We start from the raw sequence: 12,031 nt of genomic DNA on the forward strand, positions 1-12,031 counted from the left end.
CCAATTGTTAGGCTGTACTTAGGACTGAGTGGCCTGCTCCGGCGGGGCGGAGACAACGGCCGTGGCCCCGTCGATGGCGGAGACCACTGCCTTCTGGCCGGCAGGCAGGACGCCGCCGGAGGACCGGGCGCTCCAGACATCGCCGCCGATCTTGACGAGGCCGCCGGTGGAGCTGACTGCTTCCATAACAAGGGCCTGCTCGCCGATTAGCCGGTCGATGTTGGTGCGTTGTTCGGCGGGTCCTTTTTTCAGGTGGCTTAGTGCCACCGGGCGGACAAAGGCGATCATCAGCAGTGAGACGACGCAGAAGATCACAATCTGCAGCCACAGGTCAGCGCCGGCAAAATCCGCGACGAGCGCGGCAAGTGTTCCGCCGCCGAGCATGATGAAGAAGAGGTCAAGGGTGATCATTTCGATCACTGCGAACGCGAGGAAGGCTGTGAGCCACAGGGCCCACCAGTTTTCGCCGAGCCATTCAAACATCCCGTCCCCCTTGACCTTCCGGTAGCTGTCTATTTATCCTAGTCCGCCGGAAAGCAGGACGGCAGGTTGCGTGCAGGGCAGTGGTTGAACGTGGCCAAGTCGTTACGGTGCGGACAGTGTCAGGCGGAAGACGGTGATCCGGAACCGGGCCTCCACCTGGGTGGACACCTCGCCGCTTCCGATTTTGGCCGCAATGGCCGTGCGGTCCAGGTGGTGTCCGGCCGGACCCATGAAGGCCAGGTCAGCGAGCTCGCTGGGCGTCAGCATCATCCGGATATCCAAGTCCCGGGTGGACTCGGCGACGAAGTGCGACGAGAGGGATTCTGTCAGCCGCGCGTCCTTGTCGTCCTCGATGGACAGCATTCCCGCCTGGGCGGCGACGGCGGCCAGGTGTCCGGCGCGCGGCGTCACCACCACCAGTCTCCCGCCGGGGCGGAGGACCCTGGCGAATTCGGCTGCGTTGCGGGGGGCGAAGATCACCGTGATGGCGTCAACGGCGGCATCGGCCACCGGGAGCGGCTTCCACACATCGCAGGCGAGGCTGACGGCCTCGGGGTTGAGGCGCGCGGCGCGGCGGAGCGCGAACTTGGAGATGTCGAGCGCGACGGCGGCGCAGCTGTCGGTAGCCCGCTGCACCTCATCCAGCACTGCCCTGAGATAGTGCCCGGTGCCCGTACCCGAATCGAGGACAGTGAATGGTTCGCCGGGGGTTACCCCGGGCACGACGGCGGCCGCGACGGCGTCTGCCAGGGGCCGGTAATGCCCGCCGTCGAGGAAAGCGGAGCGGGCCGCCACCATCTCGGCGGTGTCGGCTTCAAAGACGGTCCCCTTGCCCACCAGCAGGTTGAAGTAGCCCTGCTTCGCCGCATCGAAGCTGTGCCCGGAACCGCAGACCAGGGCCTTGGGGGCCGCGTCAGGCGCACCGCCCTGGGCATTCAGGGCGGCGCCGCACAACGGGCAGCGCAGCGGAGGGCGAAGGCGTGATGGCATACGGACCATCTTAGGGGCGGGGAGTACGCCGGTGCGGCGCCTGGGCCCGCGTTCTGGCCGGTGTTCGCCTGGGGGAAAGGCGCACGTTAGGCTCACGTGGGTGAAGCCCGAACACCTCCCGCTGCTCAATTCCGTCTCCGCGCCTGCCGTTCACCCGGACGGCAGCCGTGCTGTTGCCTCGGTGACCAGGCCGGATTTCGATGCTGATTCCTACGTGGGCCAGTTGTGGAACATTCCGTTGAACCAGGAGCAGCTGCCGCGGCGGATAACCAGGGGCTTCCGGGACACCGACCCTGCCTTCTCTCCCGATGGACTGGTCCTGGCCTTCCTCCGGACGGGCGGGCCGTCGTCGAAAGCGCAGCTCGTTCTGGTGGAGGCCGGCGGCGGTGAACCCCAGGTCATTACCGACAGGCTGCTCGGAGTGGAGTCCTTCGCCTGGTCCCCTGATTCGCGCCGGATAGTTTTCAGCTCCCGCGAGCCCGAGCCCGGACGGTACGGCAGCAGCGAAGCCGTCACTGCGGAGGCGGAGGAACCACGGCTGATTTCCTGGTTCCAGTACCGGCTGAACGGCGTTGGCTACACGCGTGACAAGCCACAGCAGCTGTTCATCGTGGACGTCCCGGAACTTGGCAGCGAGCCGCTGACACGGCCGGCGGCGCCGTCAATGCCGGCAGTCCGGCAGCTGACGTACCTCACCACGGACGCCGGCTCGGGGGTTTTCAGTGCAGACGGATCGTCCGTCTACTTTGTGGCGGCACCGCCGGAGAACGACGACGGCCTGGCCACGTTGATCTACAAGGTGGCAGTCTCTGGCGGCGACGCCGTCCCCGTGGAACAGGGCGTAGCCGCACCTCAAAGCGTCACGGAGGTCCGGCAGTCCCGGGACGGCAGATGGCTGTTCTACATTGCCCGGGACCTGGGCGGCTCCGGCCGGGACTTCGTGGCACGTAACGCCGTGCTGTACTGCGTCCCGGCCGACGGCGGCGTGCCGGTTGCGCTGACCGACCCTGAGCTGATGGACGTCGCCGCCCCGGGTGCCCGGATTGAGCTCCGCGGCCCGGACCGGGCCCTGGTCCTGAACAATGCGCAGGGCTCCGTTGAGCTCCTTGAACTGGGGGCGACGGGCGGGCATGCGCTGCTGGTGCACGGTGACAAGGTGGTGACAGGGGCTGCCTGGGCGGGTGGCTCGCTGCTCGTCGTCTTCGGTGATCCGTCCACCCACGGGGATGTCGCTGTGCTCGACGACGGGCAGTTGCGGCTGCTGACGGACTTTTCGGCCGTGCTGCGGACCCAGACGGACATCAGGGTTCCGCAGGAACTGACGTTTGAGGCGCCCGATGGATACCCTGTCCATGGCTGGCTGGTCAGGCCTGCAGGCAAGGGTCCGCACCCTGTCCTGGCGAACATCCATGGCGGGCCGTTTGCCCAGTTCACCATTGCCCTGTTCGACGAAGCCCAGGTCTACGCGGCTGCCGGGTACGCCGTGCTGATGTGCAATCCACGCGGCTCTGCAGGCTACGGCAGGGACCACGGGCTGGCCATCAAGGGCCGCTTTGGCACCGACGACATGGCGGATGTCCTTGCATTCCTGGACGGCGCGCTGGCCAAATTTCCGGCGCTGGACGCGGGCCGGCTGGGCATCATGGGCGGCTCGTACGGCGGATATCTGACCGCCTGGACCATAGCGCACCAGCACCGGTTCAAGGGCGCCATTGTGGAGCGTGGATTCCTGGACCCGGTCAGTTTCGAGGGCTCGGCTGACATTGGCTGGTACTTCGGCAGCGAATACCTCGGTGGCTCGGCGGTGGAGGTCGCCGCCCAAAGCCCGTTCGAGCACGTGGGCAATGTACGGACTCCGACGCTGGTCATCCACAGCGAAAACGATCTCAGGTGTCCGCTGGAGCAGGGCCAGCGGTATTTCACGGCCCTGAAGCGGCGGGGCGTGGAGGCCCGGCTGCTGGTGTTCCCGGGGGAGGACCATGAACTTTCCCGGTCAGGCAGGCCGCTGCACCGGCGGCAGAGATTCGAGCACATCCTGCGATGGTGGGCCAATCTCCTCCCGACCGACGCGAATCCGGCAGACGTGCCGCCGGAGTGATGCGCGGGTGTTCAGGGATTCTCGGGCAGGAATCCCAAGGCGGCACGGGCCTTTCCGATCCCCGGTTCGGCCCAGTTGGCGGCGTACTCGGCGTTGGAGCTCAAGGACCTCAATTCGGCGCGGTCAACGTACAGGGTGCCGTGGAGGTGATCTGTCTCGTGCTGCACAATCCTTGCCTGCCACCCCTCGAATTCCCGTTCCGATGCCACGCCTCCGGGGGTGTCGAACCGGAGCAGCACCCGTTCCGGGCGTACCACCACGGCCTGCAGGCCGCTCAGCGAGAGGCACCCCTCAAAGAACGCCGCGCTTTCCGTTCCGACGGCGGCGTAGCGCGGGTTGATGATGGTGAGGAACTCCAGCGGGCTACGGTGCCGCACGGCAGCGGCTTCCGGGTCGACGTCGTACTGGTCCTCAAGGACTGCCAGCTGCAGCGGGATACCGATCTGCGGCGCCGCCAGCCCCACACCAGGGGCCTCATGCATCACGTCGCGCATGAGGGCAATCAGCTGCTCCAGCTCGCCGGCGGTGATCTGTCCATCGAAGGCCGCTGCCCGCTGGCGGAGGACGGGATTCCCGGCCTGGACGATGGGCGGCGGCGATCCTGCGGACAGGATTTCCTGCACCCGTTCCCTCAGGTGCGCAGGAGTGAATGAAATGGGCGGTGTTACGGCGGTCATGCGGAAAGCCTAGCCGCGGAGGCCGCACGGCGGCTGCCGCGTCGGCTAGTGTCGATGCCATGGCTGAACTGATTGCGTCCGAACCCAACGCACTGGAACTTGTCCTGGACTTTATCCGGACCCTGGAAGCCGGTGGCGACGGCAAGGCCATCGAACCTTTCCTTGCTCCGGACTTTGTGCTGGTCGAGGCGCCGCATTTGCTCGCGGCTGAAGGCTCCACACGGACACGGGACCAGGCGATGGCGGGCCTCGATCAAAGCGGCGAAGTCGTGGCGGACCAGAAGTTTGAGATCCGCCGCACTACCTGCGAAGGCGGTCGCGTTGTGGTGGAGGCCGACTGGTCGGCGAGGACGCTGATGGACCTGCGGTACTGGGATGCCGGGGAGACGATCCGCGCCCGGACGTCGTCGGTCTTTGAAGTCCGGGACGGCCTGATCATCAGCCAGGACAGTTACGACTGTTACTTCGTGAACTCCTGACCCGGCACCTTCCGGCGCGGGGTCACTGCATGGTGAACCGGCGGGCCACCAGCGTGTTGGCCGCCGGAAAGCCGGACACCGCGCTGACTGCCCGGTTCCTCAAGGCCAGGACCGGCGGCGCCAGCGGGCGCCCCAGCGTCATATTCACTTCGGACTGCCACCGTGCCGCGGAGGCGGCCCTCCGACGCCGGGTGGAGTAGGCGTGTAGGCGCTGGCCAACCGGTTTCCCGGCCAGGGCATCACAGATGATCGGCGCGAGTTCCGCCGCGTCCAGCCAGCCAAGGTTCATGCCCTGGCCGCCGATGGGGCTTACTTCATGGGCGGCGTCACCGATCAGGACCGCCCGCCCCGCGACTGATCGGCACGCCATGGTGGACCGGGGACTGAAGCTACTGAGCATGCTGTTGGTGGCCGGGTCGGGCCGGATCCCCGTGCGCTGGTGGACCATCCGCGCCAGTTCGACGGCGTCCGGGACCGGTTCGGGCCGTCGAATCCTCACCACCCAGCGGCGGAGACCGCCCGGCAGCGGAAAGGATTCCACTATCCCTTCGGCCTCGAGGTATAGGACGGCTTCGTGCAGGTCTTCGCCGGAACCTGCGAAATCGCCCATCACATAGTGGTCCGGATAGGTTCGGGACGTGACCTGGATGCCCAGCAGGCTGCGCATCAGGGACCGCGAGCCGTCGGCGGCGACCGCAAGGCGCGAGGTGATCCGGGTGCCGGCACCGCCGGCCTTGGTGGCCTCAGCGCGGACGGTGACCAGTCCGCCGTCGTCCGCTATGTCCGTCACCCTGGCGCCCCTGACGAGTGCCGCGCCATCGAGTTCGTGTACGCGCTGCTCGAGCAGCGATTCCGTTGTGAACTGGGGGAGCGACAGGATGAACGGGAAGCGCTCCGAGACCGAACCGAAAGACATTGACCCCACGGTCTTCCCGCCGCTGACGGCAATGCCGCCGCGGATCTGTACGCCGGCACCAACCATGGCACTGGCCACGCCTACTCTGTCCAGGGCCGCGAGGGCGGGGGGATGGATGCCGATGGCCCGCGAGTGAGGTTCCCGGTGGAGACGCTGTTCAAGGAGGCGGACCGTGACACCTTCCTGCAGCAGCAGGGCCGCGAGATAGAGGCCCACGGGTCCGCCGCCGACGATCACCACGTCAGCCATCGGGATGCTCCGGGCGGTGGATGAGGACCTGGTGGAACGGGGCGTGGCGCGCCACCTGCCAGCCCGGGGGAGCGGCGCTGGTGAGTTCTGCCGGGGTGTAGCTGCGCCTGATCGAGGTCAGGCCGTCCGCTCGGATGAACGAGCCGCGGAAGGGGAGGGCCGCCAGGGAGAAAAGCGCATAGGCTGCGATGTTCCGGCGCAGATCGTTGTGCAGGGAAAGCCGGCGCGCCAGGGCTTGCGAATCTGCCAGGAGCTGCGTCAGGTCCGCCGGTTGGAGGTGGTGGATGACGTGGTTCGAGATGACGACGTCGAACCGGCGGCCTTCGCGGACCAGGCCGGCGCTGTCCGCCTGGCGGAAGCGGACTGAGTCATGGTGGGGGATGCGTGACGAGTAGCTGTATGCCCTGGCGTCGGGGTCAATGCCGGTGACGTCGAGCAGCAGTTTGTCCCGGGCGGACCAGAGGGCGAGCTGCCGTGCCAGGTCACCTCCGCCGCATCCTATGTCGAGGAGGGTGGTCACCGACGTTTCGGAGAGCAGAGGGCGAAGCTGGCGGCAGTACAGCTGCCGCCAGCCGGAGAAGAGCTGGTTCACCCGTCCGAACTGCCGGTACGTGAGCTCCAGTTTTGTGGGATCACAGTCCGGCATGTCCATCATTTCCACGGCGTCCACAGCCCGTTGCCGCAACAGGGACACCGGTCAGGCCAGGGACGAGGCCGCCTCGGGCAGCACCGGCCGTTTCCCGGAAGCGGCCTGGCGGAGTTTGGTGAAGAGCCCCGTTTCAACCGTGAGTCCGGGGCCGAACGCCATGGAGCAGATGCGTTCCTCACCCTCCACGGGCGGCTGCTCCAGGATGTGCCTGAGGACAAACAGCACGGTGGCGCTGCTCATATTGCCGTAGTCGCGCAGCGTATCCCGCGCCGGAACGAGTTGCTCCTCGGTGAGTTCAAGGCGCGTCTGGACCTTGTCCAGGATGCTCCGGCCGCCGGGATGGATGGCCCAATGGCGGATGTCCCGGTAGGGGAGTCCACACAATGAGGGATCCCGCGCCAGCAGCGGTGCCAGGGCGCCGATGATGTGATCGTCGATGATGTGGGGCACGTAGTTGCCCAGCACCATTTCGAAGCCGTGGTCGCCGATGTTCCAGGCCATGGACTCCTCGCCCACGGGTGTGAGGACTGTTTCGAAGTGGTCCAGCTGCATCAGGGCAGATGCTTCCGGATGGTCGCGGGCAGTAACAATGGCAGCTGCGGCGCCGTCGGCGAACAGCGCCGAACCCATGATGGTGTCGGGATCGTTCGAGGTCCGCACGTGCAGGGAGCACAGCTCGGCACAGACCACCAGGACAACGGCCTGGGGGTCTGCTTCGCAAAACGACTTGGCGGCCCGCAGTGCTGGAAAGGCGGCATAGCAGCCCATGAATCCGAGGTGATAGCGCTGGACGGCCGGGTCCAAGCCCAACGCACGGACGATCTTATAGTCAGGACCGGGGTTGAAGAACCCTGTGCAGGAGACGGTAATGACGTGGGTTATGTCAAGTAGATTGAGATCCGGGCAGGCATCCACGGCAGCCCGGGCGGACTCGATGAAAAGTTTGGTGACTTCGCGGGCGAAGATCTCGTTGCGCACCTTGGTGGTGGGGTTCAGGAGCAGGCCAGTGGATGGATCAAAGAACTGAGGATCGTCCGAACGGAACGCCATGGTCATTTCTTCGACAGCGGTATGGCGCGTGTCTATGGCGGCTGAATCGAAGCAGGTATTCACGAGCCGCGAACCCAGCCTGGTCAGGCCGGGCTGAGCTGCGAAAACATCCCGGGCTTCGGCCTGGACAAGTACAGTCGGCGGAACAGCAGTTTCAAGTGAACGCAGGTAGACCGTCATTGGTTCATTCTTGGCGAGCACGCCGGATTAGACAATGGCCGGGCTGGTGGGCCGTCGATTCCTGGTGGCACGGGCCATCCTGACGATCGTTTGCCGTCGCCACACGAAGCCCGGGGTGCGCGGCTTAACTGTGGCTTGCCAGCTTAGTTGGCGAGACTGACAACCAGTTGGCGAGCCGAGGAGCGTGGCCGAAGCGGGAATTCGGGTGGCCCTTGTTGGCCGACGGTGCGGGCAGCTGACCCAGAAGAACGAACCTGTATGAGCAGGTCTGGAGCGGCCCGCGTTGCCACTAGAATTGGCGAAAAGTTCGTTCCAGTGGAGTTCAGGGTCGGTCTGCGTCGCCGAGGCCAAGCGGCGACCCGGTCCAACGCGCACCATTCGCGGCTCGAGTGACCGATCGGCACCGGCGATTCGCTAACTCGCTGGCAAAATTCGCCAGATCGTTTGGCAATTCGCCAACAAGGCTGGCAATCCACATTAACGTCGGCTAAACGTAGACCTCTCTCCACTGTCAGATACGCCGATAATCCACATTATGTAAAGTAGTACCGTGATTATTGCATCTGATGCACGATCACCCTCCTCCGCCCATGGGCACCCGGTATCGCGTCACTTGAAGCAGAAAAATGCTTGTGACCTGCGGAAACATCGTGCGAATGGTCGGCCGGGGCTATTAGTAAGTCCACCATGCAGCCCTCAAGAGCTGGAGTGCATCAAGCTGGAATGGCCTTCTGATCCGCGGATTTGCGCGCGTTCTGCATTAATTGCATGATTCTTGCATCCAATGCAAGGTATCAGGAGGGTTCGTGGCGGTCGATTCAGCGGGACGGGTGCTCGACTTCGGCGCTGTGCGTTTCCTTCACCCGGAGGACCACGTGTTCACCCAGATGCTTACCGGCTGGCGCAACCAGCAGTTGAGCCGGAACCTGGCGTTTGGCACGATCGAGGGCCGGGAACGGCTGGTGACGCGGTTCCAGGAGTCCACGAACGAGTATCCATGGCAGTGGACGCCGGCCCATGTGGATGAGTTCTTCGGGGATCTGCGCAGCGTGAAGCATGCCGCCCAGTCCACAATCCGGAGCTACCAGGCAGCGCTTAGGGCGTTCTGCGCCTACGCAGCGTCGCCTGAGTATGGCTGGGACAGGGTCTGCGAACAGCACTTCGGAACGCACCCTGCTCAGGTCTGCTTTGACTGGAACACCGCGGTCCATGCGCAGGCGACAGAGTCAGCTCCTGTCCGGCGCCCGTTCACCAGGCAGGAGTTACAGGCCTTCTTTGACCGAACCGATGACGAGGTGGACCGGATCGCGACTCTGGGTCGCAAGGGCTGGCTGCCGGCCTACCGCGACTCTGTCCTGTTCAAGGTGGCCTACTGCTGGGGGCTGCGACGCAATGAGGTCAGACACCTCCAGACCGTGGATTTCTCCCGGAACCCGCACGCTCGGGAGTTCGGCAAGTACGGGGTGCTGCAGGTCCGCTATGGCAAGGCCATGCGGGGTTCTCCCCCGAAACGCCGCAGCGTCCTGACGGTGTTTGACTGGTCGGCGGAGATCATCGCCGACTGGCTGGAACGCGGCCACCCGCACATGACCGACGGGCTGGACCTGTTCCCGTCCGAACGCGGCACCCTTGTTTCGGAGACGGCACTGAACCGCAGGTTCAACCGCTACTGCGAAGACCTAGGCCTCTCCCCCGGCCTGGACATCCACTCGCTGCGCCGCTCCTACGTCACCCACCTGATCGAAGCCGGCATGGACCCCCTGTTCGTCCAGCACCAGGCTGGACACGAGCACGCCTCGACCACGGCTCTCTATACCTCCGTCTCCAGCGACTACCGGGTCAAAACGCTGCGCCGGGCCCTGGACTCCACCGTCCGGGACGCACTTGCCGGAATGGAAGACTGAACCTCATGAAACGAGAGATCGACTACCGGTGGCGGCTCGCCGAACTTATGGCAGCCCGCGGAATGCACAACAGCACCGACCTGGGCCCACTGCTAAAAGAACGCGGCATCGAGCTTTCGGCCTCCCAGGTATACCGCCTTGTTACGCAACGCCCGGAACGTGTCTCGCTCATGATGGTCGCAGCCCTCTGCGACATCTTCTCCTGCGGACCCGAGGACCTGGTCACCGTCACGGCAACAGACGCCAAGGTCCGCAAGGTCGCCTCAGACGCCAATGTCGCGGACCTGAACAAGACCATCCGCCCCAAACGTGCCCGCGTGATCCGCGATGACGGCTGAGATCACACCGCGGCTTGCCGTCCGCGGCCGACCCCGCACCGCAGGAGATTTCACCTGCGACAGATGCTCACGGACAGCCGGCAGGCACCGCGCCAGCTGGCCTGAAGGCAGGATCCGCGGGACCTGCTTCACCGTCGCAGTGCGCACGCACGGGACCTGTCCTGGCTGCCGGACAGAGCGCATGCTTCCCGGGCGGGCTGCTGGCCACGGCGATCAACCGGTCTGTGTCGATTGCGCAGGTATCACCCAGGACTACCACTGCTCACGCTGCGGCACGGAAACCGAGCACTACCGCCAGAACACCTGCGCCCGCTGCTCGCTTCGGGATGACCTCACCGTCCTGTTGAGCGTCGACGACGAGGCCCGGGGATCGAAAGCGACGGCGACGAAACTGCTTGGCGCGCTCTGCGGAGCCCAGCGCCCCGAAAGCATCCTCACCTGGCTCCGCAAAACCGGCGTCCGCGACCTGCTCCAACGACTTGCCACCGGCGAGATCGCCCTCAGCCACGAGGCACTGGATCAGGAACCAAACAGCCTGCGGGTGGAACACATGCGCAGCCTGCTAACCCACCACAAGCTACTCCCGAACAGAGACCACTACCTCGCTCTCTTTCAACGCTGGCTCACCAGCAAGCTCGAGGACATTGACGACGCCGACATCCGACGGCCCGTCGAGTCTTTCGCCCGGTGGCACCACCTGCGACGCATCAGGAGCCTCTCCGCAGACGGGAAACCCACCCGCGGCCCCGTCCACAGCGCGAAGCAGGAAATTACCGAAACCATCAAATTCCTCACCTGGCTCAAACTCACCCACGGACGGACCGTCGCCTCCTGCGTCCAAGCTGACGTCGACACTTGGCTGGCCGACGGCCCAACCACCAGGCACGCCATCAGAACCTTCTTCGTCTGGGCGGTCAAGAACCGGACCTCCACCAACATCACCATCGGATTCCGGCAGGCCAAGACCGTGCCACTGCTCACCCAGGGCCAGCGGCTCGCCATGCTCAAAGCCTGCCTCACCGACAACATCGACACCCTCCACTACCGGGTCGCCGTCACTCTCCTGCTGCTCTACGCCCAGCCAGTCGTGAAGATCGCCGCGATGAAAAGCACCGACGTGATCCTCACGCCCGAGGGACTGCGCCTGTCCCTCGGTGAAGGCGACCCTGCACCAGTACCGGAGCCGTTCGCGTCGCTGCTCACAGAACACCTGGCCGCACGCCCCAACATGCGCACAGGCAGCAGCTCGGGCAGCGAATGGCTGTTCCCCGGCTACCGGCCCGGGCAACACATCCACCCAAACACGCTCATGGAGCGTCTCCGGGAAATTGGCATCAACCTCCTCGGTGCACGCAACGCGTCCCTCCGCGCGCTCGTCACCGAAGCGCCCGCGCCTCTCGTCGCTGAAATGCTCGGCTACAGCTATCAAGTGACCCAGAAGCACGCAGCCGCCGAGCCCTGGTCCCGCTATCCAAGAATCCAGGCGACGCGGATAATGACTGACACCATCGGAATCGATCGATAGCCACTCCCTAGAGATCTGGGACGGGCCTCACGGATGGCAGCCCGACTACTGGAGACAATGGTGGCAACAAAGGAAGAACTGCAACGGAGACTTCAACGCATCCTCCGCTGGTCCCTTCCAGTAATGGTCATCATGCTGATCTCCACCGTCCTAAGCCTCGTTGGTGTCGACTCGGAGCCATGGCTCTGGACTCGGACCATTCTCTTCGGCATCGCCGTCCTCGTAATGGGCGTCCAAATAACCAGATTCTCGCTTTGGCAGAGGGACGAGTACTGGCGAGAACGAGGAAGAGATCCTAAGCATCCGGAGCGGTTTCCGTCGGCCGACGCTGAATAGTTCCAAAGTGAATATGCACGGTTACCAGTAGTACTCTGCGTATCTCATCAGATGAATCATTCAGGCCTGTCCGTTGTCCTTTCTCAATTTAGTTGTCCTGTCTCATCTAAGTTGAGGCAATCTCACTACAGATGAGGCATTGCCTGTTTTTGTCTCA

General features: G+C 64.7%; 11 protein-coding genes. 5 read left to right on the plus strand and 6 right to left on the minus strand.

Annotated features, from left to right (window positions below; genetic code table 11):
- Nucleotides 1-18 precede the first annotated feature (18 nt).
- Nucleotides 19-483: an NfeD family protein gene (locus tag AC3IT0_RS11330; protein ID WP_489319905.1), complete on the minus strand. Its 465-nt coding sequence runs from the start codon at nucleotides 481-483 to the stop codon at nucleotides 19-21.
- A gap of 102 nt (nucleotides 484-585) precedes the next feature.
- Entirely contained in the window at nucleotides 586-1,473 is an 888-nt protein-coding gene (locus AC3IT0_RS11335; protein ID WP_489319906.1) for a putative RNA methyltransferase, read from the minus strand.
- A 100-nt stretch (nucleotides 1,474-1,573) separates the two neighbouring features.
- Here AC3IT0_RS11335 and AC3IT0_RS11340 point away from each other — a divergent pair, with 100 nt between their 5' ends.
- Nucleotides 1,574-3,571, plus strand: coding sequence for a S9 family peptidase (locus AC3IT0_RS11340; protein WP_489319907.1), 1,998 nt, complete (start codon nucleotides 1,574-1,576; stop codon nucleotides 3,569-3,571).
- Between the two features lie 11 nt (nucleotides 3,572-3,582).
- On the opposite strand, the gene AC3IT0_RS11345 is transcribed toward AC3IT0_RS11340, so the two are convergent.
- Nucleotides 3,583-4,248 (minus strand): peptide deformylase, encoded by a 666-nt coding sequence (locus tag AC3IT0_RS11345; protein WP_489319908.1) that lies wholly within the window; start codon nucleotides 4,246-4,248, stop codon nucleotides 3,583-3,585.
- 59 nt (nucleotides 4,249-4,307) lie between these two features.
- Between AC3IT0_RS11345 and AC3IT0_RS11350 the strand changes: the two genes are divergently transcribed.
- A complete protein-coding gene (locus AC3IT0_RS11350; RefSeq protein ID WP_489319909.1) occupies nucleotides 4,308-4,727 on the plus strand; it encodes a nuclear transport factor 2 family protein in 420 nt (139 codons plus the stop codon).
- Nucleotides 4,728-4,749: 22 nt separating this feature from the next.
- Here AC3IT0_RS11350 and AC3IT0_RS11355 read toward each other — a convergent pair whose 3' ends face one another.
- From AC3IT0_RS11355 to AC3IT0_RS11365, 3 genes are read right to left on the minus strand one after another with little or no spacing between them, the layout of a single operon-like run.
- On the minus strand, nucleotides 4,750-5,892 hold the full coding sequence (locus tag AC3IT0_RS11355; protein ID WP_489319910.1) for an FAD-dependent oxidoreductase: 1,143 nt from the start codon (nucleotides 5,890-5,892) through the stop codon (nucleotides 4,750-4,752).
- A complete protein-coding gene (locus AC3IT0_RS11360; protein WP_489319911.1) occupies nucleotides 5,885-6,562 on the minus strand; it encodes a class I SAM-dependent methyltransferase in 678 nt (225 codons plus the stop codon). The genes AC3IT0_RS11355 and AC3IT0_RS11360 overlap by 8 nt, the downstream gene beginning before the upstream one ends.
- 27 nt (nucleotides 6,563-6,589) lie before the next feature.
- Nucleotides 6,590-7,771, minus strand: coding sequence for a type III polyketide synthase (locus AC3IT0_RS11365; protein WP_489319912.1), 1,182 nt, complete (start codon nucleotides 7,769-7,771; stop codon nucleotides 6,590-6,592).
- 806 nt (nucleotides 7,772-8,577) lie between these two features.
- Here AC3IT0_RS11365 and AC3IT0_RS11370 point away from each other — a divergent pair.
- The 3 genes from AC3IT0_RS11370 to AC3IT0_RS11380 all read left to right on the plus strand — a co-directional run bounded on the left by AC3IT0_RS11370 (nucleotide 8,578) and on the right by AC3IT0_RS11380 (nucleotide 11,538).
- Entirely contained in the window at nucleotides 8,578-9,675 is a 1,098-nt protein-coding gene (locus AC3IT0_RS11370; protein WP_489319913.1) for a tyrosine-type recombinase/integrase, read from the plus strand.
- Nucleotides 9,676-9,680: 5 nt separating this feature from the next.
- Nucleotides 9,681-10,013, plus strand: a complete 333-nt coding sequence (locus AC3IT0_RS11375; protein WP_489319914.1) for a helix-turn-helix domain-containing protein — start codon at nucleotides 9,681-9,683, stop codon at nucleotides 10,011-10,013.
- 181 nt (nucleotides 10,014-10,194) lie between these two features.
- Entirely contained in the window at nucleotides 10,195-11,538 is a 1,344-nt protein-coding gene (locus AC3IT0_RS11380; protein WP_489319915.1) for a hypothetical protein, read from the plus strand.
- Nucleotides 11,539-12,031 lie beyond the last annotated feature (493 nt).

The organism is Pseudarthrobacter sp. KH_020_B, from assembly GCF_057840185.1.

What these genes read in the sequence shown, in the direction of transcription:
- AC3IT0_RS11330 (WP_489319905.1), bottom strand. Translation starts at nt 483, where the DNA reads ATGTTTGAATGGCTCGGCGAAAACTGGTGGGCCCTGTGGCTCACAGCC.
- AC3IT0_RS11335 (WP_489319906.1), bottom strand. Translation starts at nt 1,473, where the DNA reads ATGCCATCACGCCTTCGCCCTCCGCTGCGCTGCCCGTTGTGCGGCGCC.
- AC3IT0_RS11345 (WP_489319908.1), bottom strand. Translation starts at nt 4,248, where the DNA reads ATGACCGCCGTAACACCGCCCATTTCATTCACTCCTGCGCACCTGAGG.
- AC3IT0_RS11350 (WP_489319909.1), top strand. Translation starts at nt 4,308, where the DNA reads ATGGCTGAACTGATTGCGTCCGAACCCAACGCACTGGAACTTGTCCTG.
- AC3IT0_RS11355 (WP_489319910.1), bottom strand. Translation starts at nt 5,892, where the DNA reads ATGGCTGACGTGGTGATCGTCGGCGGCGGACCCGTGGGCCTCTATCTC.
- AC3IT0_RS11365 (WP_489319912.1), bottom strand. Translation starts at nt 7,771, where the DNA reads ATGACGGTCTACCTGCGTTCACTTGAAACTGCTGTTCCGCCGACTGTA.
- AC3IT0_RS11375 (WP_489319914.1), top strand. Translation starts at nt 9,681, where the DNA reads ATGAAACGAGAGATCGACTACCGGTGGCGGCTCGCCGAACTTATGGCA.
- AC3IT0_RS11380 (WP_489319915.1), top strand. Translation starts at nt 10,195, where the DNA reads ATGCTTCCCGGGCGGGCTGCTGGCCACGGCGATCAACCGGTCTGTGTC.